This is a genomic window from Streptomyces sp. NPDC016845 (assembly GCF_044332585.1).
Lineage (GTDB): Bacteria > Actinomycetota > Actinomycetes > Streptomycetales > Streptomycetaceae > Streptomyces.
On sequence record NZ_JBIRPI010000002.1, the window covers coordinates 771,457 to 797,323 of the forward strand.

Sequence of the window (25,867 nt, forward strand, 5' to 3'; positions counted from 1 at the left end):
CGGGGCCGAAGCTCTTCTCCCTTGATGAGCTCCGGCCCCGTCGTCCGAAAAAGTCCGAGGAAGTTGGTCCAGCCGTGGTTATGGGGTTCTCGATCGCCCTGATCGTCTTCAGCCTGCTGCTGATGCTCCTGGTGCTCATGCACAAGGGAAAGGGCGGCGGCCTCTCCGACATGTTCGGTGGCGGCATGCAGTCCTCCGTCGGCGGCTCTTCGGTCGCCGAGCGGAACCTGGACCGGATCACGATCGTGCTCGGTCTGCTCTGGTTCGCGTGCATCGTCGTGCTCGGCATCCTGATGAAGATCAACAACTGACTTTCATCGGCCGAGCCCCCTGATTCGAACTACCGGTTCGAACCGTCACAACTGCACAGAGCTCACGTAAAGCCCCATGTCCGGTACGCGTCCAACGGCGCCGCCTATCATGGGGCTTGCGTCTAGACGAGACGAGGTAACTCCAATCACTGGACGCGCGTTGGGCCTTACGTAGACTGAGGCGCTCCGCTACGAAGCGAGACGCCGACACGCTTCGCGGCACCATCACGCAGGGAGTTACGACCGTGGCAAGTGGCAACGCGATCCGAGGAAGTCGGGTCGGGGCGGGGCCGATGGGCGAGGCCGAGCGCGGCGAGTCCGCGCCGCGCCTGCGCATCTCCTTCTGGTGCTCGAACGGGCACGAGACGCAGCCGAGCTTCGCCTCCGACGCGCAGGTGCCGGAGACCTGGGACTGTCCGCGCTGCGGCTTCCCCGCCGGACAGGACCGGGACAACCCGCCGGACCCGCCGCGCACCGAGCCGTACAAGACGCACCTCGCGTACGTACGGGAGCGGCGCAGCGACGCGGACGGCGAGGCGATCCTCGCCGAGGCGCTCGCGAAACTGCGGGGCGAGATCTAGACGCCGTAGGAACCGGCCGGGTGCCCTGAAGGTGCCCGGCCGTCGCTGTTCCGCGCTCTCACGGACGGCGGCGCGTCCGCGCCGCGTGCTCCTCGGAGATGTGCGACGTCAGCGCGATCGAGGCCGTCGCCCGGTCGTAGGTCAGCTGCGCCACGCGCGCGTAGAGGCAGTCGAGGATCAGCAGCGCCGAGTGGCGCGCGCCGAAGCTGCCGCGCCGGAAGCTCGTCTCGGCCGCCGTCCACGTCAGGTGCACGGCTGCTGCCTGGGCGACGGGGGAGCGCGGGTCGCCGGTGACCGCGATCGTCGTGGCGCCGCGCTCGGCGGCAAGGCGCAGCGGGCCGAGGACCTCACGGGTGCGGCCCGAGTGGGAGAGGGCGACCGCCGCGTCGGCGGGGGTGAGGAGCGCCGCCGACGTCTCCGCGGCGTGCACCTCCGTCCAGCCGCGCGCCGGCATCCCGATGCCGAAGAGGCGGGCCTCGGTCTCGCGCGCCAGGATGCCCGAGCCGCCCACCCCGTAGACGTCGATGCGGCGCGCTTTGGCGAGCGCCTGCGCGGCCGACTCCAGGGCGCCGCGGTCCAGTTGGTCGCGGGTGCTGCGCAGCGCCTGGAGATCCGCGTGGGCGACGACGGAGATGAGGTGCTCCAGGTCGTCGTCCGGGCCGATGTCGGGGCCGAGTGGGCGCTCCTGGCCGCCGCGGTCGGCCTCGTGGTCGTTCTCCCCCTGCTCCTTGGCGAGTTCGAGGAGCAGCCGCTGGTAGGTCTCCAGGCCGAGCGCCTGGCAGAACCGGGTGACGGTCGCCTGCGACGTGCCGGTCCGCCGCCCGAGGTCGGCCGCCGAGGTCCCCGCGACGGCGGCCGGGTCGGCGAGCACGTACGCGCCGACCTTGCGCAACGAGCCGCTGAGCGTCGGCAGTTCGGAGCGGATGCGGGCTGTGATCATGGGGCTCTTCCGTGCCGACGACGTTGTCCGATGGTGTGTCCGATGGTGTTGTCCGATGGTGAATCTATCAATCATCATGCGGTGTGCTCATTGAATCCTTCGATCGCACCGGTCCGTACGTGGCTCCGCTCGTCGTCGGTATCGACGCCGGCGGCACCCGGGTGCGGGCGCGCTGTGCCGACGCGGACGGCCGCCTCGTCGGGACCGGGCACGGCGGTCCGGGCAACGCGCTGAGCGTGGAGCGGCCCGCACTCGTCCGGCACCTGGCACAGGCGCTGGAATCGGCCGTGCCCGAGAAGCTGCGCGGCGCCGTGGCCGGGGTGGTCGGCGGGTTCGCGGGCGCGGGGGAGGGCGGCGCCCCGGCGCGCGGGCGCGGCATGGCCGAGGAGTGCCTGGCCGAGGCGCTGGCCCGGCTCGGCATCGGCGACGCGGTGCTGCGCGTCTACGGCGACGTGGAGGTGGCCTGCGCCTCCGGGCCCGGGGCCCCGGCCGACGGGCTCGTCCTCATCGCCGGGACCGGCGCGGCGGCGGCCCGGGTCGCCGGACGCCGCACGGTGCGGGTCGTGGACGGCGACGGCTGGCTGCTCGGCGACACCGGCAGTGGCTTCTGGCTCGGGCGGCAGGCGCTGCGCGGGGCGCTCCGCGCGGTCGACGGCCGCGCGGAGTGGGGCCCGCTGGTCACGCTGGTGCTCGACCGGGTGGTGCCGGGCCGCGCCGACCCCGCGCTCGACTGGGCGGGCCGGCACCGCCTCAAGCAGCACATAGCGGCCTGGGCGTACGCGCAACGGCCAATCGTGCTGGCCGAGTTGAGCCCGCTCGTGGTGGCGGCGGCGGAGCGCGGGGACGCCCGGGCGCGCTCCCTGCTCGACGAGGCCGCTGCCCAACTCGTCGACACAGTAGGGGCGTTGAATCCGGAGCCCGGTGAATCGCTGATCGTCACCGGCGGGCTCCTCGGCCCCGGCGGGCCTTTGGGTGAGCGGCTGGGCAAGGCCGTAGAGCCGATGGGGCTGCGGTGCTCGGCCGTACCGGACGGTGTCGGCGGCGCGGTCGCCCTGGCCCGCCTGCTGGCCGACGGGGCATCCGGAACACCTTGACGGCGGTGTCCATGTGGTTCAGTCTTTCCGTCTGTGCGGATCGCACTGAATCAATGAACCGAGGGGGTCGGGGTCATGACGGAACAGCCGCTCGGCGCGGACGTGTTGGCGGACCAGGTGCGCGAGCACGTCGAGCGCGCCGTCGCCTCGAACAAGGAGGGTGTCGCCGCGGCCGCCCGCCTCATCGCGGACTGCGTCGCCGCCGACGGCGTCGTGCACGCCTTCGGCACCGGTCACTCGCAGGCGACGGCCCTGGAGATCTCCGGGCGCGCGGGCGGGCTCATCCCCACCACCCGCGTCGCCCTGCACGACCTCGTCCTGCGCGGCGGCGAGGACCGCTCCGTGCTCGACGACCCGCTCCTGGAGCGCCGCCCCGGGCTCGCCGCCCGGCTCTACGAACTCAGCACCCCACGCCCGCAGGACCTGTTCGTGATCATCTCGAACTCGGGCGTCAACAACTCCATCGTCGACATGGCGCTCCTGGTCAAGGAGAAGGGGCACGCCCTGGTCGCGCTCACCTCGCTCGAACACACCCGCTCGGTCCCCGCCCTGCACGCGAGCGGCAGCCGCCTCGCCGACCACGCCGACGCCGTCCTCGACAACTGCGCCCCGGCCGGCGACGCCATCCTTCCGCTCCCGGACGGCGGCAGGCTCTGCGGCGTCTCGACGATCACCTCGGCGCTGCTCGTCCAGATGGTCGTGGCCGAGGCCGTCGCCCTGCTGCTCGCCGAGGGGCACGAGCCGCCGGTCTACGTCTCCGCCAACCTGCCCGGCGGCTTCGAGCGCAACGGCCGCCTGGAGGACCACTACGCGGGGCGCCTGCACCGCGGCGGCCACTGAGCTGGACGGCCGCGTGTGCCTCGGACAGACCGCTCATACCGGCCGCTGATCGATTAGGTTGGTCGGCAGAGCGGGGCATGGCACGTACGCACGTACGAGAGGCAGCTGAAGTCCGAGATGAACGCGTTCGAAGCAGGCGCAGAGAGCCGCGCGCGGCTCACCCAGACGGCCGAGTGGCAGGCGCTGGCCAAGCACCGGGAGCAGCTGGGCGACGTGCAGCTGCGCGAGCTGTTCGCCGCGGATCCGTCACGCGGCACCAGCCTCGTCGCCGACGTCGGCGACCTGCACCTCGACTACTCCAAGCACCTGGTCACCGAGGAGACGCTGCGGCTGCTGCGCGAGCTGGCCGCCGCGACCGACGTCTTCGGCCTGCGGGACGCCATGTTCCGCGGCGAGAAGATCAACACGACCGAGGACCGGGCCGTGCTGCACACGGCCCTGCGCGCCCCGCGCGACGCGGTCGTCGAGGTCGACGGCGAGAACGTGGTGCCCGAGGTGCACGCGGTGCTCGACAAGATGGCCGCGTTCTCCGGCAAGGTCCGCTCCGGCGAGTGGACCGGACACACCGGCAAGCGCATCAGGAACGTCGTCAACATCGGCATCGGCGGCTCCGACCTGGGCCCCGCCATGGCCTACGAGGTGCTGCGCTCCTTCACCGACCGCGACCTCACGGTCCGCTTCGTCTCGAACGTCGACGGCGCCGACCTGCACGAGGCCGTACGGGACCTGGACGCGGCCGAGACGCTGTTCATCATCGCCTCGAAGACCTTCACCACCATCGAGACGATCACCAACGCGACCTCCGCGCGCGACTGGCTCCTCACCGAACTGAGGGCCGGTCAGGACGCCGTCGCCAAGCACTTCGTGGCGCTGTCGACCAACGCCGAGAAGGTCTCCGACTTCGGCATCGACACGGCCAACATGTTCGAGTTCTGGGACTGGGTCGGCGGCCGGTACTCGTACGACTCCGCCATCGGCCTCTCCCTGATGATCGCCATCGGCCCCGACGCGTTCCGCGAGATGCTCGACGGCTTCCACCTCGTCGACGAGCACTTCCGCACCGCGCCCGCCGAGACCAACGTGCCGCTCCTCCTGGGCCTCCTCGGCATCTGGTACGGCAACTTCCACGACGCCCAGTCGCACGCGGTGCTCCCGTACTCGCACTACCTGTCGAAGTTCACGGCGTACCTCCAGCAGCTCGACATGGAGTCCAACGGCAAGTCCGTGCAGCGCAACGGCGAGGACGTCGCTTGGCAGACCGGGCCCGTCGTGTGGGGCACCCCCGGCACCAACGGGCAGCACGCCTACTACCAGCTCATCCACCAGGGCACCAAGCTGATCCCGGCGGACTTCATCGGGTTCGCCGAGCCGGTCGCCGATCTGCTGCCGGGGCTCGTCGCCCAGCACGACCTGCTCATGGCCAACTTCTTCGCCCAGACGCAGGCGCTCGCGTTCGGCAAGACGCCGGACGAGGTGCGCGCGGAGGGCGTGCCGGACGAGCTGGTCCCGCACAAGACGTTCAAGGGCAACCACCCCACGACGACGATCCTCGCCAAGTCGCTGACGCCGTCCGTGCTCGGCCAGCTGGTCGCCCTCTACGAGCACAAGGTGTTCGTCCAGGGCGCGGTCTGGAACATCGACTCCTTCGACCAGTGGGGCGTCGAACTCGGCAAGGTCCTGGCCAAGCGCGTCGAACCGGCCCTCACCGAGGGCGCCGACGTGCCCGGACTCGATGGGTCGACCCGGGCACTCGTCAGTAAGTACCGCTCGCTGCGCGGCCGGTAAGTTCTACGCCCAGCGCGGGCGTTCGAGTTAATCGGATGCGGGGATGCCGCCCGGCGGGTGAGACTGCCCGTCCGTGACCTTGCCGGGAGGCATCCCCGTGGACCAGCTCATGTCGGCGCTCGCCGACCCCGAAAGACTCAGGCTGTACGCGCGCATCGTGCTCGACGAGCTGCCGCCGCGCGAGGCCGACTCCCCGCTCGCCCGCAGACATCTGGGCAGGCTGATCGGTGCCGGGCTCGTCGAACGGCTCGACGACGGGTCGCTGCGGGCCGGGCCCGAGGTGTTCCGCCGGGCCCGGACGCCCGAGCCCGCCACGGGCGTCCCGCGCCACCTCACCGGCTTCTTCGCGCGCGGCCGGCTGACCGCGATCCCGGTCCGCCCCACCGTGCGCCACGAAGTCCTCGTCCACCTCACGGACACCCTCTTCGACACCGACCGCACCTACAGCGAGCGCGAGATCAACGCGGCTCTCGGCACCGTCCACGACGACACCGCCGCACTGCGCCGCTACTGCGTCAACGACGGTCTCCTCGTACGGGAGAAGGACGGGTCCGACTACCGGGTCCCGGTCCACGCGTAAGGCCCCGCATCTTGAAGATGCGGGGCCTTACGCGTGGAGCGCTCCTACGCGATCGCCGGCGGGTACAGCTCCGGCGGCAGCTGCGACGCCGCGGCCGAGTCGAGCAGCCACAGCGTCCGCGAGCGGCCGTACGCGCCCGCCGCCGGGGCCTGGATCTCACCGGCCCCGGACAGGGCGATCGCGGCCGCCTTCGCCTTGTCCTCGCCCGCCGCGAGCAGCCACACCTCGCGCGCGGCCCGGATCGCCGGGAGCGTGAGCGTGATGCGGGTGGGCGGCGGCTTGGGCGCGCCGCGCACGCCGACCACCGTGCGCTCCGTCTCGCGGACGGCGGGCAGCTCGGGGAAGAGCGAGGCGACGTGCGTGTCCGGGCCGACGCCGAGCATCAGGACGTCGAACGTCGGCACCCCGCCGTGGTCCTCGGGCCCGGCGGCGGTGGCGAGCTCGGCCGCGTAGATCTCGGCCGCGGCGTCCGCCTCGTACGGGCCGTCCGACGCGGGCATGGGGTGCACGCGGTCGGGGTTGAGCGGCACCGAGTCGAGGAGCGCCTCCTTGGCCTGGGTGTAGTTGCGCTCCGGGTCCCCGTTGGGCAGGAACCGCTCGTCGCCCCACCACAGGTCGAGGCGGCTCCAGTCGATCGCGTCCCTGGCGGGCGCGGCGGCGAGCGCGGCGAGGAGGCCGTTCCCGTTGCGCCCGCCCGTCAGGACGACGGACGCGTAGCCGCGGGCCGCCTGGGCGTCGACGATCTTGGTGATGAGGCGGGCCGCGGCGGCCTGCGCCATCAGCTCCTTGTCACGGTGGACGACGAGTTGGGGTGCCGCGCTCATTTCGCCGCCGCCTTCTTGACCGGGGCCGTGGCCGCCTTCTTGGCGGGGGCCTTGACCGGCGCCTTCTTGGCCGCGGTCTTCTTGGCCGCGGCCTTCTTCGCCGGTTCCTGCTTCGCGGGTGCCTTCTTGGCCGCCGCCTTCTTCACCGGACCCGGCGCGTCCTCGGCGGGGGACGGGGCCGATGCCTCCGACGGCGCGGAGGTCTCCGAGGCCGCCCGCCCGGCCGACTCGGCGAGGCGGTCCACGCCGAACCGCAGCGCGGCCTCGTACGTGTCGTCCGGGTCCAGGCGCCGCAGCTCCTCCGCGATCAGCTCGGACGTCTCGCGCCGCTTGAGCGCGACGGAGCGGTCCGGCTGGCCCTCGATGGAGAGCGTGGCCAGGATGCCGTCGGCCCGGTCCAGGACGATCGGGCCGCAGGTGGACTCCATGCGGACGCCGGTCAGGCCGGGGCCGGAGGAGTACGAGCGGGCCACCGGCACGTCGAGCCGGTCCGCGAGCCACATGGCGAGCAGCTCGCAGCTCGGGTTGAACTCCTCGCCCTCGACCTCGACCCGCGTGACGTCGCAGACCACCTGGTCCAGGGCGGCGGCCAGCATGGAGCGCCACGGGGTGATCCGGGTCCAGGACAGGTCCGTGTCGCCGGGGGCGTAGGACTTGGCGCGGGCCTCCAGCTCCTGGATCGGCTCCTCGGCCGCGTAGGTGTCCGTGACGCGGCGCTGCGCCAGGGCGCCGAGCGGGTCCTTGGCGGCGTCGAGCGGCGCGTCCACCGCCCACCACACGACCGTCGGGGCGTCCGGGAGCAGGAGCGGCAGGACGACCGACTGGGCGTGATCGATGATCTCGCCGTAGAGGCGGAGCACGATCGTCTCGCCGGTGCCGGCCTCGACGCCGACCCGCACCTCCGCGTCGAGCCGCGACTTCGTGCGGTCGCGCGGGGAGCGGGAGACGCGCTTGATGACGACGAGCGTGCGCGAGGGGTGCTCGCGCGACGCCTCGTTGGCCGCCTTCAGTGCGTCGTAGGCGTTCTCCTCGTCGGTGACGATGACGAGGGTGAGGACCATGCCGACAGCGGGGGTGCCGACGGCGCGGCGGGCCTTCACGAGCGCCTTGTTGATCTTGCTGGAGGTGGTGTCCGTGAGATCGATCTTCATGGCCGGCGCCAGCTCCGTCCGTCTCGTGCGAGCATCTCGTCCGCCTCCGCGGGCCCCCACGTGCCGGACGGGTACTGCGCGGGCTTGCCGTGCGTGTCCCAGTAGTTCTCGATCGGGTCGAGGATCTTCCAGGACAGCTCGACCTCCTCCGTGCGCGGGAAGAGGTTGGAGTCGCCGAGCAGCACGTCGAGGATGAGCCGCTCGTACGCCTCCGGGCTGGACTCGGTGAACGACTCGCCGTAGGCGAAGTCCATCGACACGTCCCGGATCTCCATGGAGGTGCCCGGCACCTTGGAGCCGAAGCGGACCGTGATGCCCTCGTCCGGCTGGACGCGGATCACGATCGCGTTCTGGCCCAGCTCCTCCGTCGCCGTGTGGTCGAAGGGGGAGTGCGGGGCGCGCTGGAAGACGACCGCGATCTCGGTGACGCGGCGGCCGAGGCGCTTGCCGGTGCGCAGGTAGAAGGGGACGCCCGCCCAGCGGCGGTTGTCCACCTCCAGCTTCACGGCGGCGTAGGTGTCGGTCTTCGACTTGGGGTCGATGCCCTCTTCCTGGAGGTAGCCGACGGCCTTCTCGCCGCCCTGCCACCCGGCCGCGTACTGGCCGCGCACCGTGCTCTCGCCGAGGTCCTTCGGGAGCCGGATGGCGCCGAGCACCTTGGCCTTCTCGGCCACCAGCGCGTCCGCGTCGAAGGAGGCGGGCTCCTCCATCGCGGTGAGCGCCATCAGCTGGAGGAGGTGGTTCTGGATGACGTCGCGGGCGGCGCCGATGCCGTCGTAGTAGCCGGCCCGGCCGCCGATGCCGATGTCCTCGGCCATGGTGATCTGTACGTGGTCGACGTAGGACCGGTTCCAGATCGGCTCGAACATCTGGTTGGCGAAGCGCAGCGCCAGGATGTTCTGGACCGTCTCCTTGCCGAGATAGTGGTCGATCCGGAACACCTGGTCCGGGTCGAACACCTCGTGCACGATCGCGTTCAGGTCCTTGGCCGAGGCGAGGTCGTGGCCGAACGGCTTCTCGATGACCGCGCGCCGCCAGGAGCCCTTGGGCGCGTCCGCGAGGCCGTGCTCCTTGAGCTGGTTGACGACCAGCGGGAAGAACTTGGGGGGTACGGAGAGGTAGAACGCGAAGTTGCCGCCCGTGCCCTGCGACTTGTCCAGGTCCTGGATCGTCGACTTCAGGGTCTCGAACGCCTCGTCGTCGTCGAAGTTGCCCTGGACGAAGCGCATGCCCTGGATGAGCTGCTGCCAGACCTCTTCACGGAACGGGGTGCGGGAGTGCTGCTTGACCGCGTCGTGCACGACCTGGGCGAAGTCCTCGTCCTCCCAGTCGCGGCGGGCGAACCCGATCAGTGAGAAGCCCGGCGGAAGCAGACCCCGGTTGGCGAGGTCGTACACGGCGGGCATCAGCTTTTTACGTGACAAATCGCCCGTAACGCCGAAGATCACCAGGCCCGACGGCCCCGCGATGCGCGGGAGCCGTCGGTCTGCGGCGTCACGGAGCGGGTTGGCTCCGTGTGCGGTCAAGGTTTCAGCCCTCCGAGGGGGCGAGGCGCTTGAGCTCGGCCTCGGTCGACTTGAGCAGGTCGGTCCAGGACGCCTCGAACTTCTCGACGCCCTCGTCCTCGAGGAGCTGCACGACCTCGTCGTACGAGATGCCGAGCTTCTCCACCGCGGCGATCTCGGAGCGGGCCTGGTCGTAGGTGCCCTTGATGGTGTTGCCGGTGATCTGCCCGTGGTCGCCCGTGGCCTCCAGCGTCGCCTCCGGCATGGTGTTCACCGTGTTCGGCGCCACCAGCTCGTCGACGTACAGCGTGTCCTTGTAGGCCGGGTCCTTGACGCCGGTCGAGGCCCACAGCGGACGCTGCTTGTTGGCCTGCGCCTTGTCGAGCGCGGCCCAGCGGTCGGAGGAGAAGACCTCCTCGTACGCCTCGTACGCCAGGCGGGCGTTGGCGACGGCGGCCTTGCCCTTGAGGGACTTGGCCTCGTCCGTGCCGATGCCGTCCAGCCGCTTGTCGATCTCGGTGTCCACGCGGGACACGAAGAAGGACGCCACGGAGTAGATCGTGGACAGGTCCAGGCCGCGCTCCTTGGCCTTCTCCAGGCCGGCCAGGTAGGCGTCCATGACCTTGCGGTAGCGCTCGAGCGAGAAGATCAGCGTCACGTTGACGCTGATGCCGAGGCCGATGACCTCGGTGATCGCCGGGATGCCCGCCTCGGTGGCCGGGATCTTGATGAGCGCGTTCGGCCGGTCCACCAGCCAGGCCAGCTGCTTGGCCTCGGCGACGGTGGCGTGCGTGTTGTGCGCCAGGCGCGGGTCGACCTCGATCGACACACGGCCGTCCTGGCCGCCGGTCGAGTCGTAGACCGGGCGCAGGATGTCGGCGGCGTCGCGGACGTCCGCCGTCGTGATCATGCGGATGGCTTCCTCGACCGTGACCCGGCGGGCGGCGAGGTCGGAGAGCTGCTGGTCGTAACCGTCGCCCTGCGAGATCGCCTTCTGGAAGATCGACGGATTGGTCGTGACGCCCACGACGTGCTGCTGGTCGATCAGCTCGGCGAGGTTGCCCGAGGTGATCCGCTTGCGCGACAGGTCGTCCAGCCAGATCGCGACGCCCTCCTCGGAGAGGCGCTTCAGTGCGTCTGTCATGGAAATTGCATCTCCTACGTGTCGTATAGAGGCGTCAGCGCTGGGCCGCGGCGAGGGATTCCCGGGCCTTGGCCACCACGTTCTCGGCAGTGAAACCGAACTCCTGGAAGAGCACCTTGCCGTCGGCCGAAGCACCGTAGTGCTCCAGCGAAACGATGCGGCCGGCGTCGCCCACGTACTTGTGCCACGTCAGGCCGATCCCGGCCTCGACGGCGACACGGGCCCTGACCGCGGACGGCAGGACGCTCTCCCGGTACCCCTGGTCCTGCTCCTCGAACCACTCGACGCACGGCATCGACACGACACGCGTGGCGACACCCTCCGCCTCCAGGGTCTCGCGCGCCTCGACGGCGAGCTGCACCTCGGAACCGGTGGCGACCAGGATGAGGTCCGGGGTCTCCTTCGAGGCCTCGACCAGGACGTAGCCGCCCTTGACCGTGGACTCGTTCGCGTCGTACGTCGGCACGCCCTGACGGGTCAGGACGAGGCCGTGCGGCGCGCTCTTGCCGTAGTCCTTCTTGCCGCGCTCGAGGATCTCGCGCCAGGCGATGGCCGTCTCGTTGGCGTCGGCCGGGCGGACCACATTGAGGCCCGGGATGGCGCGCAGCGAGGCGATGTGCTCGACCGGCTGGTGCGTCGGGCCGTCCTCGCCGAGACCGATGGAGTCGTGCGTCCACACGTATGTCACCGGCAGGTGCATCAGGGCCGACAGGCGCACGGAGTTGCGCATGTAGTCGGAGAACGTCAGGAACGTGCCGCCGTAGATACGGGTGTGGCCGTGCAGCGCGATGCCGTTCATCTCCGCGGCCATCGAGTGCTCGCGGATACCGAAGTGGATCGTGCGGCCGTACGGGTCGGCCTCCGGCAGCGCGTTCCCCTCGGGCAGGAACGACGACGTCTTGTCGATCGTCGTGTTGTTCGAGCCCGCGAGGTCGGCGGAGCCGCCCCACAGCTCGGGGATGACCGGGCCGAGCGCCTGGAGGACCTTGCCGGAGGCGGCGCGGGTGGCGACGCCCTTGCCGGTCTCGAACGCCGGGAGCTTCTCCTCCCAGCCGTCGGGCAGCTCGCCCGCGTTGATCCGGTCGAACTCGGCGGCGCGCTCCGGGTTGGCCGAACGCCACTCCTGGAACGACTTCTCCCACTCGGCCTTGGCCTCGGCGCCGCGGTCGAGGGCCTTGCGGGTGTGGCCGATGACCTCGTCGGAGACGTCGAAGGACTTCTCCGGATCGAAGCCGAGCACGCGCTTGGTGGCGGCCACCTCGTCGTCGCCGAGCGCCGAGCCGTGCGCGGCCTCGGTGTTCTGCGCGTTCGGGGCGGGCCAGGCGATGATCGAGCGCATGGCGATGAAGGACGGCTTGTCCGTCACCTTCTTGGCCGCCGCGATGGCGTTGTAGATCGCCTCGTGGTCGAGGTCGCCGTCCGGCTTCGGGTCGACGCGCTGGACGTGCCAGCCGTAGGCCTCGTAGCGCTTGCAGGTGTCCTCGGAGACGGCCGTCTCGGTGTCGCCCTCGATCGAGATGTGGTTGTCGTCCCACAGCAGGACCAGGTTGCTGAGCTTCTGGTGGCCCGCGAGCGAGGAGGCCTCCGAGGAGATGCCCTCCTGGAGGCAGCCGTCACCGGCGATCGCGTAGATGTAGTGGTCGAACGGGGAGGTGCCGGGGGCCGCCTCCGGGTCGAACAGGCCGCGCTCGTAGCGGGCGGCCATCGCCATGCCCACGGCGTTGGCGACACCCTGGCCGAGCGGGCCCGTGGTGGTCTCGACGCCGGTGGTGTGGCCGTACTCCGGGTGACCGGGGGTCCTGGAGCCCCAGGTGCGGAACGCCTTGAGGTCGTCGAGCTCCAGGCCGAACCCGGCCAGGTAGAGCTGGATGTAGAGCGTCAGGGACGAGTGGCCCGCGGACAGGACGAAACGGTCCCGGCCGACCCAGTCGGCGTCCGCCGGGTCGTGTCGCATCACCTTCTGGAAGAGGGTGTACGCGGCCGGAGCCAGGCTCATCGCCGTACCGGGATGGCCGTTGCCGACCTTCTGTACGGCGTCGGCGGCCAGGACGCGCGCCGTGTCTACGGCGCGCTGGTCCACATCGGTCCACTCGAGGTCAGTGGTGGTCGGCTTGGTGCTCACCCTGGGTCAGGGCTCCTCTCCACATGTCTCATACCGGTGACGTCGGTCTCACCGGCTGTTGTCGAGCCTACCCTTGCTGGAACAAGCATTCTTTCGAGTCATTCCAGACTGCCGGGAGTCTTCGGCATCCGCCTCCTGACAGGGAATAAGGCGCGTCATCACGTGAATACGGGACCGCTCGAACGGGGGCTCAAAAGGGGGGCGTGAAGCTCATCCGGAGTACCCGCTCAACACGACCCCACCCCCGCGAAGGGCGAGGTATAGGCAACGTCTACAGTGGCGTGGTACGCGCGAGTCTTTACCGGGACCTCACATCAAGTGAACGGCTCGGGACTCGCTGGAGTCTTTGTCAGGGGTGTGCGTGACGGCCGTCGAATCCCGTCCAGCGGGAGCGCTGACGAGCAGCAGCAACCAGGGCCGGCGGCCGTTCGGAGCTCGCGTCAAGGCGTTCGTGGCGCTGACCAAGCCGCGGATCATCGAGCTTCTGCTGATCACCACGGTGCCGGTGATGTTCCTCGCCGAACAGGGTGTACCTGATCTGAAGCTGGTGCTGATCACCTGCCTCGGCGGTTACCTGTCCGCGGGCGGCGCCAACGCGCTGAACATGTGGTACGACCGCGACATCGACGCCCTCATGGACCGTACGTCGCAGCGTCCGCTGGTCACCGGCATGGTGAGCCCGGCCGAGTGCCTGGTCTTCGGCATCTCTCTCGCCGTGATCTCCACACTCCTGTTCGGCTTCGCGGTCAACTGGCTGTCGGCCTGGCTGTCGCTCGGCGCGCTCCTCTTCTATGTGGTCGTCTACACGATGATCCTGAAGCGGCGCACCTCGCAGAACATCGTGTGGGGCGGCATCGCGGGCTGCCTGCCGGTCCTCATCGGCTGGTCGTCGGTGACCAACTCGATGTCGTGGGCGCCGGTCATCCTCTTCCTCGTCATGTTCTTCTGGACGCCGCCGCACTACTGGCCGCTGTCCATGAAGGTGAAGGACGACTACGCGCGCGTGGGCGTGCCGATGCTGCCCGTCATCGCCTCCAACAAGGTCGTGGCCCGGCAGATCGTCCTCTACAGCTGGATGATGGTCGCGGTCTCGCTGCTCCTCACGCCGCTCGGCTACACGGGCTGGTTCTACACGGTGGTCGCGCTCCTGTCCGGCGGCTTCTGGCTGTGGGAGGCGCACGGTCTGCAGAACCGCGCCAAGGCCGAGGTCACCGGCGGCAAGCTCAAGGAGATGCGGCTCTTCCACTGGTCCATCACCTACGTCTCGCTGCTCTTCGTCGCGGTGGCGGTGGACCCCTTCCTGCGCTGACCGGCGACCGATCCGCACTGATCCGCACGATGGGTGGGGTGCGTGGCCCAGGCCACGCACCCCACCCATCGCCAGTTTGGCTACTCGTCGGTAGCATCCTGTCCATGGCAGAGACTCAAGCGGTGGAGCAGCCCCGTCGGGCCACGAAGGACGAGCGCAGGGCGGCCAGGCTGGCCAAGGACATCGGCGCGTTCGCCAAGGCGCACGGCGGCGCCGAGGGACAGCTGGCGTACGTGGGCGAGCGCGGCACCCGCATCGTCCTCGTCGGCGAGGACGGCGGCTGGGGCGACCTCATGGCCCGTACGTACGAAATCGCGCAGAAGGCGGTCGAGAAGGCCGGCATCACGGTCCACGAGGACTTCGACGGCGAGTTCGCCGCCAAGGTCGAGACGGGGCCGTACGAGTGGAAGCGCATGGCGGGCATCCAGCTCGGTGGCTGAGCGCCGGGCCCCGGCGGTGTCATGGGCGCAGGTGTGCGAGCCGCGGTTCAGCAACACCAGGCGCCGGTTGACCCGTTAGGACCGTAGGAGCACGGTCCACCGACGGGAGCCCCCGATGATCGAAACGCCGTCCCTGGTGGATCAGTACTGTCACGGGGTGCTCCGCACGGAACTGGGCCTCGGCACGTTCGAGGCCCACCTCGGCCGCGGCGAGGGCCCGCCCGCCCCCGGCACCACCTTCTTCGACACCCAGACCGGCTTCGCCGTACGCCGCTGGTGCCCGCCCCTGCTCGGCCTCGAACCGCACTGCGCGCCCGCCAGATACCTGGCCAGGCGCCGCGAACTCGGCGTCTTCGAAGCCGGCCGGCGCCTCCTGCGCGGCAGCGGCATCACCACGTACCTCGTCGACACCGGGCTGCCCGGCGATCTGACCGACCCCGCCGAGCTGGGCCGGGCCGCCGAGGCCGACGCGCACGAGATCGTGCGCCTGGAACTCCTCGCCGAGCAGGTCGCGGACACCTCGGGGACCGTCGAGTCCTTCCTCGCCAACCTCGCCGAGTCGGTGCACGGCGCCGCCGCGCACGCGGTCGCCTTCACCTCGGTCGCGGGCGTACGGCACGGACTCGCGCTCGCGCCGCAGCCGCCGGGGCCCGGCGAGGTACGGGGAGCGGCGGGCCGCTGGCTCGCGGCGCGCGCGGTGGGCGGGCCGCTGACGGACCCCGTCCTGCTGCGCCACCTGCTGTGGATCGCGGTCGCGTCGGGCCGCCCGCTGCAACTGCACGCCGGGCTCGGCGAGCCGGGTCTGCGGATCGACCGGACGGACCCGGTGCTGCTCACGGACTTCGCTCGCGCGACAGCGGGCCTGGGCACCGATCTGATCCTGCTGCACGGCTACCCGTACCACCGGCACGCCGCGCATCTGGCGGGCATCCTGCCGCACGTCTACGCCGATCTGGGCCCGGCGCTCGCCCGCACCGGGGCGCGGGCGGCGGCCGTCCTCGCGGAGATCCTCGAACTGGCCCCGTTCGGCAAGCTGCTGTTCTCCAGCGGGGCTCACGGCATCCCCGAACTGCACGTGGTCGGCGCCCGCCTGTTCTGCGACGCGCTCGGCCGGGTCCTCGGCAACTGGGTCGCGGAGGGCGCCTGGTCGCTCGTGGACGCGCAGCGGGTGGCGTCGATGATCGCGGCGGGGACGGCGCAGCGGGTCTACGGGCTCGGTGACCCGGTCGCCGCCTGAGGGGGCCGGGTCAGACGGCCGACAGCTCCGGATCCGCCTGGGCCGGGACGCCGGCGGCGGGCTCCGGGCGCTCCCGCAGCGACAGCAGGACGCGCATGACGCCGATCCACACAAGCGCCGAGCCCAGCATGTGCAGGCCGACGAGGATCTCGGGCAGGTCCGTGAAGTACTGGACGTAGCCGATGACGCCCTGGGCGAGCAGGATCAGGAACAGGTCGCGGGTGCGGTGCAGCGGGCCCTTCGGCGCGTCGACGGCCTTCAGGACGAACCAGAGCGCGAAGGTCAGCGTCACCACGACCCAGGCCAGGACCGCGTGGCCCTTGGCGACCGTCTCCCAGTCCAGCGGCATCCGGTGCACGTCGCTGGAGTCACCCGCGTGCGGCCCGGCGCCGGTCACGACCGTGCCGACCGCGACGAGCAGCCCCGTCACCACGACCAGGACCCACACGAGCTGCTTGATCGCGGCGCCGACCAGCGGACGCGCCTCGGCGTCGCCCTCACGGGTGCGCTGCCACATCAGCACGGCGACGGTGAGGAGCGCGGTCGTCAGGATGAAGTGGGCCGCGACCGTGTACGGGTTGAGGCCGACCAGGACGACGATGCCGCCGAGCACCGCGTTGCCCATGACGATCCAGAACTGGGTCCAGCCGAGCCGGGTCAGCGGGCGCCGCCACGGCTTCCGGGAACGGGCGGCGATGATCGCCCAGCCGACCGCGGCACACAGCACGTACGTGAGCATGCGGTTGCCGAACTCGATGACTCCGTGGAAGCCCATCTCGCTCGTCGTGGTCAGTGACTGATCGGTGCACTTGGGCCAGGTCGGGCAGCCGAGGCCCGATCCGGTCAGGCGCACGGCGCCGCCGGTCACGACGATCACCACGGTCATCAGGACGGCGGACATGGCCGCTCGCCGGACCGTCCGCTGCGTGGGGGTCCAGCGCTCGGCGATGAAGCGAAGCGGGTTGCGGATCGCCTGGGCGGCGTCGGCGCGGGTCACGTTGGGCACGCGCACCATCGTAGGGGGCCGCTTGTGCACGGCTTCACGAGGGGGACGTATCCGGGCCATCTGTGACGCGCGTTACGGCCTCGGCGCTCACTCCCAGCGGAAGAAGCGGCCCGCCGCGCCGAGCCCCACGACCGCCCACACCGCGAGGATGCCCAGATCGCCCCAGGGCATCGCGGCACCGTCGCGCAGGACGTCGCGCAGGCCGTCGGAGAGCGCCGAGATGGGCAGCAGGCCGAGCACCGACTGGGCGGCCTCCGGGAACTTGTCGAGCGGCACGATGACGCCGCCGCCGACCAGCAGGAGCAGGAAGACCAGGTTGGCGGCGGCGAGCGTGGCCTCCGCCTTGAGCGTGCCCGCCATGAGGAGGCCGAGCCCGGAGAAGGCGGCGGTGCCGAGGACCAGGAGCAGCAGCACGGCGAACGGGTTGCCGTGCGGCGACCAGCCCAGCGCGAACGCGATGACCGTCAGCAGGACGACCTGGAGCACCTCCGTGACGAGTACGGAGAGGGTCTTGGCCGTCATCAGGGCCCAGCGGGGCAGGGGTGACGCGCCGAGCCGCTTGAGGACTCCGTAGCGGCGCTCGAAGCCCGTCGCGATGGCCTGGCCGGTGAACGCCGTCGACATGACGGCGAGCGCCAGGATGCCCGGGGTCAGGAAGTCGACCGCCTTGCCCGCACCGGTGTCGACGATGTCGACCGAGGAGAACAGCACAAGGAGGAGTGTCGGGATGACGACCGTGAGCAGGAGCTGCTCGCCGTTGCGGAGCAGCATCTTCGTCTCGAGGACGGCCTGTGCGGCGATCATGCGGGGCAGCGGCGCCGCGCCCGGCCTCGGGGTGTACGTACCGGCGCTCATCCGCGCAGCTCCTTGCCGGTCAGTTCGAGGAATACGTCTTCGAGGGTGTGGCGCTCGACGGAGATCCTGTCCGGCATCACGCCGTGCTGCGCGCACCAGGAAGTAACTGTCGCCAGAAGCTGCGGGTCGATCTTGCCGGTCACGCGGTAGGAGCCCGGGGTCAGCTCGGCCGCGGCGGAGTCGGTGGGCAGCGCCTTGAGGAGCGAGGCCACGTCCAGGCCGGGGCGGCCGGAGAAGCGCAGGGTGTTCTCGGCGCCGCCGCGGCACAGCTGCTCGGGGGATCCGTGGGCGATGACCTTGCCCGCGGCGACGATCGCCACGTCGTCGGAGAGCTGCTCGGCCTCGTCCATGTGGTGCGTGGTGAGGATGACCGAGACGCCGTCCGTGCGCAGGTCGCGGACCAGGTCCCAGGTGGCGCGCCGGGCCTGCGGGTCGAGCCCCGCGGTCGGCTCGTCCAGGAAGACCAGTTCGGGCCGGCCGACGACGGCCATGGCGAGGGCGAGCCGCTGCTGCTGGCCGCCGGAGAGCCGTCGGTACGTCGTACGGCCGCAGCTTTCGAGCCCGAGCCGCTCGATGAGGGCGTCCACGTCGAGGGGGTGGGCGTGCAGCTTGGCGACGTGGCGCAGCATCTCGTCGGCGCGGGCGCCGGAGTAGACGCCGCCGGACTGCAGCATCACTCCGATGCGGGGACGCAGCTGTGCCGCCTGCTTGACGGGGTCGAGCCCGAGGACGCGGACGGTGCCGGAGTCCGGCCTGCGGTACCCCTCGCAGGTCTCGACGGTGGTGGTCTTGCCGGCGCCGTTGGGGCCGAGGACGGCCGTGATGCCGGGGCCGGTCTCCAGGTCGAGGCCGTCGACCGCGGTCTTGTCTCCGTACCGCTTGACCAGACTCGAGATCCGGACGACGGGGTCGCTTCGCATGGTGAGCAAGTCTAGGGAGGCCGCGCCGGCACTCGGCGCGCGGGTGGAGGGGGCACCGGGTCCCGGCCTGGAGCGGGCGGTGGTCTGGCTTGGAGCGGGCGGGAGACCACACGGTGGTCGAGGGTCCGGCCGGGGCGGGGACCGCCTGGCGGCTGGCCGTCCGGTCCGCAGGGGGTCGTGCATGGGCGGTGGCCGGAGAGGGTCGGATCACGGGTGGGGCCCGCTCCGTGGCCGACGTGGTCGGCCGTTGCTGCCGTATCGAAGGGTGAGGCCGGGGCCGCCGTACGGCCGGACGGTCGATGGGGTCGGGCCGATGCCTGATTGGGTGGCCCGGGACGGTTTGTCACTCTTCGCGCTGCGCGGCTCGCCTGCACCTTCCGGCCGTACCCCGCCCACCTGCGATGATCGATCAAAGATCGTTTGCCCAGGTCACGCGGCGTGTCCACTTAGGCTTGCCTAAGTGATGTACCGCACCGCCATCCGCCGAGGACTCCGCTTGTCAGGGTCTGAGGAATTACGCAACAATGGCGTTGTGAAAAACGTCGGCGAGGCTCAGGAGGCACCCACGGGGGCCCCTCAGGAAGAGCTCGCGACCGGGGAGCGTTCGACGCGGAACCGGGTCGCGCGCTCCATCCTGGACCACGGCCCGTCGACCGTCGCCGATCTGGCGGGACGCCTCGGCCTCACCCAGGCCGCCGTCCGCCGCCACCTCGACGCCCTCGCGGCCGACGACGTGGTCGAGGCGCGCGAGCAGCGGGTCTACGGCGCGCGTACGCGCGGGCGGCCCGCGAAGGTGTTCGCCCTGACCGACTGCGGCCGGGACGCCTTCGACCAGTCCTACGACAAGCTCGCCGCGGACGCGCTCCGCTGGATCCAGTCCCAGCCCGGCGGGGACGAGGCGGTCGTCGCCTTCGCCCGCGCCCGGCTCGCCGCGCAGGCCGAGGCCTACCGCGCGGCGGTGGAGGGCGCCCCGGCCGGTGACCGCGCTGCGGCGCTGGCGAAGGCGCTGAGCGCGGACGGGTACGCTGCTACGGCCCGCAGCGCGCCCCTCCCGCAACAGGGCGAGCAGCTCTGCCAGCACCACTGCCCGGTCGCCCATGTCGCCGAGCAGTTCCCGCAGCTGTGCGAGGCCGAGACGGAGATGTTCTCGCAGCTCCTCGGCACGCACGTACAGCGGCTGGCCACCATCGCTCACGGCGACGGCGTCTGCACGACGTTCATCCCGCAGAGCAATGTGAAGTACAGCAAGAACACCCCGAAGACCGATACCAACGCATCTGCACGCACCGCCGGGAGGAACCCCGCATGACTCTCCCCATCGAGGAGACTGCCCACCCCGAGCTCGAGGGCCTGGGCAAGTACGAATACGGCTGGGCAGACTCCGACGCGGCCGGTGCCTCTGCCAAGCGCGGCATCAACGAGGACGTCGTCAAGGACATCTCCGCCAAGAAGTCCGAGCCGGAGTGGATGACCAAGCTCCGTCTCAAGGGCCTCAAGCTGTTCGGCAAGAAGCCCATGCCGAACTGGGGCTCGGACCTGTCGGGCATCGACTTCGACAACATCAAGTACTTCGTGCGCTCCACGGAGAAGCAGGCGGAGTCCTGGGAGGACCTGCCCGAGGACATCAAGAACACGTACGACAAGCTCGGCATCCCGGAGGCGGAGAAGCAGCGCCTCGTCGCCGGTGTCGCGGCCCAGTACGAGTCCGAGGTCGTCTACCACCAGATCCGCGAGGACCTGGAGGAGCAGGGCGTCATCTTCCTCGACACCGACACCGCCCTGAAGGAGCACCCGGAGCTCTTCAAGGAGTACTTCGGGACCGTCATCCCGGCCGGTGACAACAAGTTCGCCGCGCTGAACACCGCCGTGTGGTCGGGTGGCTCCTTCATCTACGTGCCGAAGGGCGTGCACGTCGAGATCCCGCTCCAGGCCTACTTCCGTATCAACACGGAGAACATGGGCCAGTTCGAGCGGACGCTGATCATCGTCGACGAGGACGCCTACGTCCACTACGTCGAGGGCTGCACCGCCCCGATCTACAAGTCGGACTCGCTGCACAGCGCCGTCGTCGAGATCATCGTCAAGAAGGGCGCCCGCTGCCGTTACACGACCATCCAGAACTGGTCGAACAACGTCTACAACCTGGTCACCAAGCGCGCCGTGGCGTACGAGGGCGCGACCATGGAGTGGATCGACGGCAACATCGGCTCCAAGGTCACCATGAAGTACCCGGCCGTCTACCTGATGGGCGAGCACGCCAAGGGCGAGACGCTCTCCATCGCCTTCGCGGGCGAGGGCCAGCACCAGGACGCCGGCTCCAAGATGGTCCACATGGCGCCGAACACGTCGTCCAACATCGTCTCGAAGTCCGTGGCGCGCGGCGGTGGCCGCACCTCCTACCGCGGTCTGGTCGAGATCGGCGAGGGCGCCGCCGGTTCGAAGTCGAACGTGCTGTGCGACGCGCTGCTCGTCGACACGATCTCCCGCTCGGACACGTACCCGTACGTCGACGTCCGCGAGGACGACGTATCGATGGGCCACGAGGCGACCGTCTCCAAGGTCTCCGAGGACCAGCTCTTCTACCTGATGAGCCGCGGCCTGAGCGAGTTCGAGGCCATGGCGATGATCGTGCGCGGCTTCGTCGAGCCGATCGCCAAGGAGCTGCCCATGGAGTACGCCCTTGAGCTCAACCGGCTGATCGAGCTGCAGATGGAGGGCTCGGTCGGCTGACCCCAGCCGTCCGACCCACCCGTCAAGCCCCTTACGTATGAAAGCGAGCGCTACGACAGCCATGGCTGAGGCTCAGAACATCCCGGTGGGCTCCACCACCGCCGGAACCATCGCGGTGGCCGCCGAGTCGACCGTCGCCACGCGCATGAGCGCGCCCCCCTCTTTCGACGTGCAGGACTTCCCGGTCCCGCACGGCCGCGAGGAGGAGTGGCGGTTCACGCCGCTGGAGCGGCTGCGCGGCCTGCACGACGGCACCGCCGCCGCCACCGGCACCGGCGTCAAGGTCGACGTGGAGGCGCCGGCCGGCGTCACCGTCGCCGCCGTCGGCCGGGACGACGCCCGCATCGGCAAGGCCGGCAAGCCCGTCGACCGCGTCGCCGCCCAGGCGTACTCGTCGTTCGAGCAGGCCTCCGTCGTCTCCGTGCCCAAGGAGACGGTGCTGAGCGAGCCGATCCGTATCCGCGTGCACGGCGAGGGCGGTACCGCCTACGGCCACCAGGTCATCGAGCTGGGCGCCTTCGCCGAGGCCGTCGTCGTCATCGACCACACCGGTGACGCGGTGCTCGCCGCCAACGTCGACTACCTGCTCGGCGACGGCGCGAAGCTGACCGTCGTCTCCGTCCAGGACTGGGACGACAAGGCCGTCCACGTCGCCCAGCACAACGCGCTGGTCGGCCGCGACGCCACCTTCAAGTCCGTCGTCGTCACCTTCGGCGGTGACGTGGTCCGCCTGCACCCGCGCGTGACCTACGCGGCCACCGGCGGCGAGGCCGAGCTGTTCGGCCTCTACTTCACCGACGCGGGCCAGCACCAGGAGCACCGCCTCCTGGTCGACCACAACACCCCGCACTGCAAGTCCAATGTCGTCTACAAGGGCGCGCTCCAGGGCGACGACGCGCACGCCGTCTGGATCGGTGACGTCCTCATCGAGGCCGCCGCCGAGGGCACGGACACCTACGAGATGAACCGGAACCTGGTTCTGACCGACGGTGCCCGCGTCGACTCCGTGCCGAACCTGGAGATCGAGACCGGTGAGATCGTCGGCGCCGGCCACGCCTCCGCGACCGGCCGCTTCGACGACGAGCAGCTCTTCTACCTGATGGCCCGCGGCATCCCCGCGGACGAGGCGCGCCGCCTCGTCGTGCGCGGCTTCTTCGCCGAGCTGGTCCAGCAGATCGGTGTCCCGGACATCGAGGAGCGCCTGCTCGCCAAGATCGCCACCGAGCTGGAGGCGTCGGTCTGATGACTGACCCGACGTTCGTGCGCGCCTGCGGGCTGAGCGAGCTGGAGGACTCCACCCCCAAGCGGGTGGAGCTCGACGGCACGCCGGTCGCGGTCGTCCGCACCGAGGGCGAGGTGTTCGCGATCAACGACATCTGCAGCCACGCGAATGTGTCGCTCTCCGAGGGCGAGGTGGAGGAGTGCCAGATCGAGTGCTGGCTGCACGGCTCCGCCTTCGACCTCCGCACCGGCAAGCCGTCCGGCCTTCCCGCGACGCGCCCCGTCCCCGTATACCCCGTAAAGATCGAAGGGGACGACGTGCTCGTCTCCCTCTCCCAGGAGTCCTGAGGCACCCATGGCAACGCTTGAAATCCGAGACCTGCACGTCACCGTCGAGGCCGACAACGCCACGAAGGAGATCCTCAAGGGCGTCGATCTCACCGTGAAGCAGGGCGAGACGCACGCCATCATGGGCCCGAACGGCTCCGGCAAGTCGACCCTCGCCTACTCCATCGCGGGTCACCCCAAGTACACGATCACGCAGGGCACCGTCACCCTCGACGGCGAGGACGTCCTGGAGATGTCCGTCGACGAGCGCGCCCGCGCCGGCATGTTCCTCGCCATGCAGTACCCGGTCGAGGTCCCCGGCGTCTCCGTCTCCAACTTCCTGCGCTCCTCGGCCACCGCCATCCGCGGCGAGGCCCCCAAGCTGCGCACCTGGGTGAAGGAGGTCAAGTCCGCGATGGAGCAGCTCCAGATGGACCCGGCCTTCGCCGAGCGCAATGTCAACGAGGGCTTCTCCGGCGGTGAGAAGAAGCGCCACGAGATCCTCCAGATGGAGCTCCTCAAGCCGAAGATCGCGATCCTCGACGAGACCGACTCCGGCCTCGACGTGGACGCCCTGCGCCAGGTGTCGGACGGCGTCAACCGCGTCCGTGACACCGGTGAGGTCGGCACCCTGCTGATCACGCACTACACGCGCATCCTGCGTTACATCAAGCCGGACTTCGTGCACGTCTTCTCGGCGGGCAAGATCGTCGAGTCCGGTGGTCCCGAGCTGGCCGACACCCTCGAGGCCGAGGGCTACGAGAAGTACACGAAGGGCGGCGTATCCGCGTGACAGTGGCCCACCAGGGGCTCACCGGCCTCCTCGACACCGAGGCGATCCGCAAGGACTTCCCGATCCTGGATCGCACGATCCACGACGGCAAGAAGCTCGTGTACCTGGACAACGCGGCGACCTCGCAGACGCCGCGCCAGGTGCTCGACGTGCTCAACGAGTACTACGAGCAGCACAACGCCAACGTCCACCGCGGCGTGCACGTCCTCGCCGAGGAGGCCACGGCGCTCTACGAGGGCGCCCGCGACAAGGTGGCGGCGTTCATCAACGCGCCCAGCCGCGACGAGGTCATCTTCACGAAGAACGCCTCGGAGTCGCTGAACCTCGTCGCCAACATGCTGGGCTGGGCGGACGAGCCGTACAAGGTCGACCACGAGACCGAGATCGTCATCACGGAGATGGAGCACCACTCCAACATCGTGCCGTGGCAGCTGCTCTCGCAGCGCACCGGCGCGAAGCTGAAGTGGTTCGGCCTCACCGACGACGGCCGCCTCGACCTGAGCAACATCAACGAGGTCATCACCGAGAAGACGAAGATCGTCTCCTTCGTGCTCGTCTCGAACATCCTGGGCACCCACAACCCGGTCGAGGCCATCGTGCGCCGCGCCCAGGAGGTGGGCGCGCTCGTCCTCGTCGACGCCTCGCAGGCCGCGCCGCACATGCCGCTCGACGTGCAGGCGCTCCAGGCCGACTTCGTGGCCTTCACCGGCCACAAGATGTGCGGCCCGACCGGCATCGGCGTGCTGTGGGGACGCCAGGAGCTGCTCGAGGACCTGCCGCCGTTCCTCGGCGGCGGCGAGATGATCGAGACGGTGTCGATGCACTCGTCGACGTACGCTCCCGCGCCGCACAAGTTCGAGGCCGGCACGCCGCCGATCTCGCAGGCCATCGGCCTCGGCGCGGCGATCGACTACCTCAGCGCCATCGGCATGGAGAACGTCCTGCGCCACGAGCAGGCGCTCACCGAGTACGCCGTGAAGCGGCTCCAGGACGTCCAGGACCTGCGCATCATCGGTCCGACGACGGCCGAGGAGCGCGGCGCGGCGATCTCCTTCACGCTCGGCGACATCCACCCGCACGACGTGGGCCAGGTCCTCGACGAGCAGGGCATCGCGGTCCGGGTCGGCCACCACTGCGCGCGGCCGGTCTGCCTGCGGTACGGAATTCCTGCGACCACGCGAGCGTCGTTCTATCTGTACTCCACGCCCGGCGAGATCGACGCTCTGGTCGACGGCCTGGAGCACGTACGGAACTTCTTCGGGTAGCGGGCAGGACGGTCGACTGATGAAGCTGGATTCCATGTACCAGGAAGTCATCCTGGACCACTACAAGCACCCGCACGGCCGGGGCTTGCGGGACGGCGACGCCGAGGTGCACCACGTGAACCCCACGTGCGGCGACGAGATCACGCTGCGCGTGAAGTACGACGGCGAGACCATCGAGGACGTCAGCTACGAGGGGCAGGGCTGTTCGATCAGCCAGGCGTCGGCCTCCGTACTGAACGACCTCCTGGTCGGCAAGGAGCTGGCGGACGCGCGGAAGGTCCAGGAGACGTTCCTGGAGCTGATGCAGTCCAAGGGCCAGATCGAGCCGGACGAGTCGATGGAGGACATCCTGGAGGACGCGGTCGCGTTCGCCGGGGTCTCCAAGTACCCGGCCCGGGTGAAGTGCGCTCTCCTGAGCTGGATGGCGTGGAAGGACGCGACAGCGCAGGCTTTCGCGGAGGAGGCGAAGACCGCATGAGTGACAGCACGGCAGTGGAGATGAAGCCGGCCTCCGAGGAGGAGGTCCGCGAGGCGCTGTACGACGTCGTCGACCCCGAGCTGGGCATCGACGTCGTCAACCTCGGCCTGATCTACGGCATCCACATCGACGACGCGAACATCGCGACGATCGACATGACGCTGACGTCCGCGGCCTGCCCGCTGACCGACGTCATCGAGGACCAGGCGAAGTCCGCCACCGACGGCATCGTCAACGAGCTGCGGATCAACTGGGTCTGGATGCCGCCGTGGGGCCCGGACAAGATCACCGACGACGGCCGCGAGCAGCTGCGCGCGCTTGGGTTCAACGTCTGATCCAGCGCTGCCAGGGGCGCGGGGAACTGCGCGCTCAGCCGGCGAAAAGCCGCGGACGCGTCTGCTCATGTACC

Annotated in this window: 26 protein-coding genes; 17 read left to right on the forward strand and 9 right to left on the reverse strand. The window is 70.2% G+C overall.

Features of this window, described 5'->3' with window-relative positions:
• The first annotated feature begins 80 nt into the window (after nt 1–80).
• On the forward strand, nt 81–311 hold the full coding sequence (secG, locus tag ACH4RC_RS09535) for a preprotein translocase subunit SecG (protein WP_324766249.1): 231 nt from the start codon (nt 81–83) through the stop codon (nt 309–311).
• A 245-nt stretch (nt 312–556) separates the two neighbouring features.
• The gene (locus ACH4RC_RS09540; protein ID WP_003976875.1) at nt 557–892 is read left to right on the forward strand and encodes an RNA polymerase-binding protein RbpA; all 336 of its coding nucleotides are present in this window, start codon (nt 557–559) and stop codon (nt 890–892) included.
• A 58-nt stretch (nt 893–950) separates the two neighbouring features.
• Here ACH4RC_RS09540 and ACH4RC_RS09545 read toward each other — a convergent pair whose 3' ends face one another.
• Nucleotides 951–1,832 (reverse strand): MurR/RpiR family transcriptional regulator, encoded by an 882-nt coding sequence (locus ACH4RC_RS09545; RefSeq protein ID WP_398197449.1) that lies wholly within the window; start codon nt 1,830–1,832, stop codon nt 951–953.
• Between the two features lie 83 nt (nt 1,833–1,915).
• On the opposite strand from ACH4RC_RS09545, the gene ACH4RC_RS09550 reads away from it, so the two are divergent.
• The 4 genes from ACH4RC_RS09550 to ACH4RC_RS09565 all read left to right on the forward strand — a co-directional run bounded on the left by ACH4RC_RS09550 (nt 1,916) and on the right by ACH4RC_RS09565 (nt 6,131).
• A complete protein-coding gene (locus tag ACH4RC_RS09550) occupies nt 1,916–2,926 on the forward strand; it encodes an N-acetylglucosamine kinase (protein ID WP_398197451.1) in 1,011 nt (336 codons plus the stop codon).
• A gap of 75 nt (nt 2,927–3,001) precedes the next feature.
• Complete coding sequence (locus ACH4RC_RS09555) at nt 3,002–3,766, forward strand: sugar isomerase domain-containing protein (protein ID WP_398197452.1); 765 nt, start codon at nt 3,002–3,004, stop codon at nt 3,764–3,766.
• A 117-nt stretch (nt 3,767–3,883) separates the two neighbouring features.
• Complete coding sequence (gene pgi, locus ACH4RC_RS09560; protein ID WP_398197453.1) at nt 3,884–5,551, forward strand: glucose-6-phosphate isomerase; 1,668 nt, start codon at nt 3,884–3,886, stop codon at nt 5,549–5,551.
• A 73-nt stretch (nt 5,552–5,624) separates the two neighbouring features.
• Entirely contained in the window at nt 5,625–6,131 is a 507-nt protein-coding gene (locus ACH4RC_RS09565; protein ID WP_398197456.1) for a DUF2087 domain-containing protein, read from the forward strand.
• A 44-nt stretch (nt 6,132–6,175) separates the two neighbouring features.
• Here the strand turns inward: ACH4RC_RS09565 and pgl are convergent, their stop codons facing one another.
• Genes pgl through tkt form a run of 5 tightly spaced genes read right to left on the reverse strand, consistent with a single transcriptional unit; the run spans nt 6,176 to nt 12,877 of the window.
• Complete coding sequence (gene pgl / locus ACH4RC_RS09570) at nt 6,176–6,955, reverse strand: 6-phosphogluconolactonase (protein WP_398197457.1); 780 nt, start codon at nt 6,953–6,955, stop codon at nt 6,176–6,178.
• The gene (gene opcA / locus ACH4RC_RS09575) at nt 6,952–8,106 is read right to left on the reverse strand and encodes a glucose-6-phosphate dehydrogenase assembly protein OpcA (protein WP_398197460.1); all 1,155 of its coding nucleotides are present in this window, start codon (nt 8,104–8,106) and stop codon (nt 6,952–6,954) included. Before opcA ends, pgl begins: the two co-directional genes overlap by 4 nt.
• Nucleotides 8,103–9,632, reverse strand: a complete 1,530-nt coding sequence (zwf, locus tag ACH4RC_RS09580; RefSeq protein WP_398197463.1) for a glucose-6-phosphate dehydrogenase — start codon at nt 9,630–9,632, stop codon at nt 8,103–8,105. Before zwf ends, opcA begins: the two co-directional genes overlap by 4 nt.
• A gap of 4 nt (nt 9,633–9,636) precedes the next feature.
• Nucleotides 9,637–10,755, reverse strand: coding sequence for a transaldolase (gene tal / locus ACH4RC_RS09585; protein ID WP_398197464.1), 1,119 nt, complete (start codon nt 10,753–10,755; stop codon nt 9,637–9,639).
• A 34-nt stretch (nt 10,756–10,789) separates the two neighbouring features.
• Nucleotides 10,790–12,877 carry a transketolase gene (gene tkt / locus ACH4RC_RS09590; RefSeq protein ID WP_398197467.1) on the reverse strand — a complete coding sequence of 696 codons (2,088 nt, stop codon included), beginning with the start codon at nt 12,875–12,877 and terminating at the stop codon, nt 10,790–10,792.
• 451 nt (nt 12,878–13,328) lie between these two features.
• On the opposite strand from tkt, the gene ACH4RC_RS09595 reads away from it, so the two are divergent.
• From ACH4RC_RS09595 to ACH4RC_RS09605, 3 genes are all read left to right on the forward strand, one after another.
• Nucleotides 13,329–14,186, forward strand: a complete 858-nt coding sequence (locus ACH4RC_RS09595) for a heme o synthase (RefSeq protein WP_361081180.1) — start codon at nt 13,329–13,331, stop codon at nt 14,184–14,186.
• A gap of 104 nt (nt 14,187–14,290) precedes the next feature.
• Nucleotides 14,291–14,626 (forward strand): hypothetical protein, encoded by a 336-nt coding sequence (locus tag ACH4RC_RS09600; RefSeq protein WP_398197470.1) that lies wholly within the window; start codon nt 14,291–14,293, stop codon nt 14,624–14,626.
• 115 nt (nt 14,627–14,741) lie between these two features.
• Nucleotides 14,742–15,863 (forward strand): amidohydrolase family protein, encoded by a 1,122-nt coding sequence (locus ACH4RC_RS09605; RefSeq protein WP_398197472.1) that lies wholly within the window; start codon nt 14,742–14,744, stop codon nt 15,861–15,863.
• A gap of 10 nt (nt 15,864–15,873) precedes the next feature.
• Here ACH4RC_RS09605 and ACH4RC_RS09610 read toward each other — a convergent pair whose 3' ends face one another.
• The 3 genes from ACH4RC_RS09610 to ACH4RC_RS09620 all read right to left on the reverse strand — a co-directional run bounded on the left by ACH4RC_RS09610 (nt 15,874) and on the right by ACH4RC_RS09620 (nt 18,644).
• Nucleotides 15,874–16,878, reverse strand: a complete 1,005-nt coding sequence (locus tag ACH4RC_RS09610) for a heme A synthase (RefSeq protein WP_398197475.1) — start codon at nt 16,876–16,878, stop codon at nt 15,874–15,876.
• Nucleotides 16,879–16,956: 78 nt separating this feature from the next.
• Nucleotides 16,957–17,724 carry an ABC transporter permease gene (locus ACH4RC_RS09615; protein ID WP_398197476.1) on the reverse strand — a complete coding sequence of 256 codons (768 nt, stop codon included), beginning with the start codon at nt 17,722–17,724 and terminating at the stop codon, nt 16,957–16,959.
• Complete coding sequence (locus ACH4RC_RS09620; RefSeq protein WP_398197479.1) at nt 17,721–18,644, reverse strand: ABC transporter ATP-binding protein; 924 nt, start codon at nt 18,642–18,644, stop codon at nt 17,721–17,723. Before ACH4RC_RS09620 ends, ACH4RC_RS09615 begins: the two co-directional genes overlap by 4 nt.
• A gap of 532 nt (nt 18,645–19,176) precedes the next feature.
• On the opposite strand from ACH4RC_RS09620, the gene ACH4RC_RS09625 reads away from it, so the two are divergent.
• From ACH4RC_RS09625 to ACH4RC_RS09660, 8 genes are all read left to right on the forward strand, one after another.
• Entirely contained in the window at nt 19,177–19,953 is a 777-nt protein-coding gene (locus ACH4RC_RS09625; RefSeq protein WP_398197482.1) for a helix-turn-helix transcriptional regulator, read from the forward strand.
• The gene (gene sufB, locus ACH4RC_RS09630) at nt 19,950–21,374 is read left to right on the forward strand and encodes a Fe-S cluster assembly protein SufB (RefSeq protein WP_353941863.1); all 1,425 of its coding nucleotides are present in this window, start codon (nt 19,950–19,952) and stop codon (nt 21,372–21,374) included. The genes ACH4RC_RS09625 and sufB overlap by 4 nt, the downstream gene beginning before the upstream one ends.
• A gap of 61 nt (nt 21,375–21,435) precedes the next feature.
• Nucleotides 21,436–22,617, forward strand: a complete 1,182-nt coding sequence (gene sufD / locus ACH4RC_RS09635; protein ID WP_398197486.1) for a Fe-S cluster assembly protein SufD — start codon at nt 21,436–21,438, stop codon at nt 22,615–22,617.
• Nucleotides 22,617–22,943, forward strand: a complete 327-nt coding sequence (locus ACH4RC_RS09640; RefSeq protein ID WP_398197489.1) for a non-heme iron oxygenase ferredoxin subunit — start codon at nt 22,617–22,619, stop codon at nt 22,941–22,943. The genes sufD and ACH4RC_RS09640 overlap by 1 nt, the downstream gene beginning before the upstream one ends.
• 7 nt (nt 22,944–22,950) lie before the next feature.
• On the forward strand, nt 22,951–23,715 hold the full coding sequence (gene sufC / locus ACH4RC_RS09645; protein WP_398197491.1) for a Fe-S cluster assembly ATPase SufC: 765 nt from the start codon (nt 22,951–22,953) through the stop codon (nt 23,713–23,715).
• Nucleotides 23,712–24,980, forward strand: a complete 1,269-nt coding sequence (locus tag ACH4RC_RS09650) for a cysteine desulfurase (RefSeq protein WP_398197494.1) — start codon at nt 23,712–23,714, stop codon at nt 24,978–24,980. Before sufC ends, ACH4RC_RS09650 begins: the two co-directional genes overlap by 4 nt.
• Nucleotides 24,981–24,999: 19 nt before the next feature.
• Complete coding sequence (sufU, locus tag ACH4RC_RS09655; RefSeq protein WP_398197497.1) at nt 25,000–25,458, forward strand: Fe-S cluster assembly sulfur transfer protein SufU; 459 nt, start codon at nt 25,000–25,002, stop codon at nt 25,456–25,458.
• Nucleotides 25,455–25,793, forward strand: coding sequence for a metal-sulfur cluster assembly factor (locus ACH4RC_RS09660; RefSeq protein ID WP_361081375.1), 339 nt, complete (start codon nt 25,455–25,457; stop codon nt 25,791–25,793). The genes sufU and ACH4RC_RS09660 overlap by 4 nt, the downstream gene beginning before the upstream one ends.
• Nucleotides 25,794–25,867 lie beyond the last annotated feature (74 nt).

What these genes read in the sequence shown, in the direction of transcription:
- secG (WP_324766249.1), top strand. Translation starts at nt 81, where the DNA reads ATGGGGTTCTCGATCGCCCTGATCGTCTTCAGCCTGCTGCTGATGCTC.
- ACH4RC_RS09545 (WP_398197449.1), bottom strand. Translation starts at nt 1,832, where the DNA reads ATGATCACAGCCCGCATCCGCTCCGAACTGCCGACGCTCAGCGGCTCG.
- ACH4RC_RS09555 (WP_398197452.1), top strand. Translation starts at nt 3,002, where the DNA reads ATGACGGAACAGCCGCTCGGCGCGGACGTGTTGGCGGACCAGGTGCGC.
- pgi (WP_398197453.1), top strand. Translation starts at nt 3,884, where the DNA reads ATGAACGCGTTCGAAGCAGGCGCAGAGAGCCGCGCGCGGCTCACCCAG.
- pgl (WP_398197457.1), bottom strand. Translation starts at nt 6,955, where the DNA reads ATGAGCGCGGCACCCCAACTCGTCGTCCACCGTGACAAGGAGCTGATG.
- opcA (WP_398197460.1), bottom strand. Translation starts at nt 8,106, where the DNA reads ATGAAGATCGATCTCACGGACACCACCTCCAGCAAGATCAACAAGGCG.
- tal (WP_398197464.1), bottom strand. Translation starts at nt 10,755, where the DNA reads ATGACAGACGCACTGAAGCGCCTCTCCGAGGAGGGCGTCGCGATCTGG.
- ACH4RC_RS09600 (WP_398197470.1), top strand. Translation starts at nt 14,291, where the DNA reads ATGGCAGAGACTCAAGCGGTGGAGCAGCCCCGTCGGGCCACGAAGGAC.
- ACH4RC_RS09605 (WP_398197472.1), top strand. Translation starts at nt 14,742, where the DNA reads ATGATCGAAACGCCGTCCCTGGTGGATCAGTACTGTCACGGGGTGCTC.
- ACH4RC_RS09610 (WP_398197475.1), bottom strand. Translation starts at nt 16,878, where the DNA reads ATGGTGCGCGTGCCCAACGTGACCCGCGCCGACGCCGCCCAGGCGATC.
- ACH4RC_RS09615 (WP_398197476.1), bottom strand. Translation starts at nt 17,724, where the DNA reads ATGAGCGCCGGTACGTACACCCCGAGGCCGGGCGCGGCGCCGCTGCCC.
- ACH4RC_RS09620 (WP_398197479.1), bottom strand. Translation starts at nt 18,644, where the DNA reads ATGCGAAGCGACCCCGTCGTCCGGATCTCGAGTCTGGTCAAGCGGTAC.
- sufB (WP_353941863.1), top strand. Translation starts at nt 19,950, where the DNA reads ATGACTCTCCCCATCGAGGAGACTGCCCACCCCGAGCTCGAGGGCCTG.
- sufD (WP_398197486.1), top strand. Translation starts at nt 21,436, where the DNA reads ATGGCTGAGGCTCAGAACATCCCGGTGGGCTCCACCACCGCCGGAACC.
- ACH4RC_RS09640 (WP_398197489.1), top strand. Translation starts at nt 22,617, where the DNA reads ATGACTGACCCGACGTTCGTGCGCGCCTGCGGGCTGAGCGAGCTGGAG.
- sufC (WP_398197491.1), top strand. Translation starts at nt 22,951, where the DNA reads ATGGCAACGCTTGAAATCCGAGACCTGCACGTCACCGTCGAGGCCGAC.
- sufU (WP_398197497.1), top strand. Translation starts at nt 25,000, where the DNA reads ATGAAGCTGGATTCCATGTACCAGGAAGTCATCCTGGACCACTACAAG.
- ACH4RC_RS09660 (WP_361081375.1), top strand. Translation starts at nt 25,455, where the DNA reads ATGAGTGACAGCACGGCAGTGGAGATGAAGCCGGCCTCCGAGGAGGAG.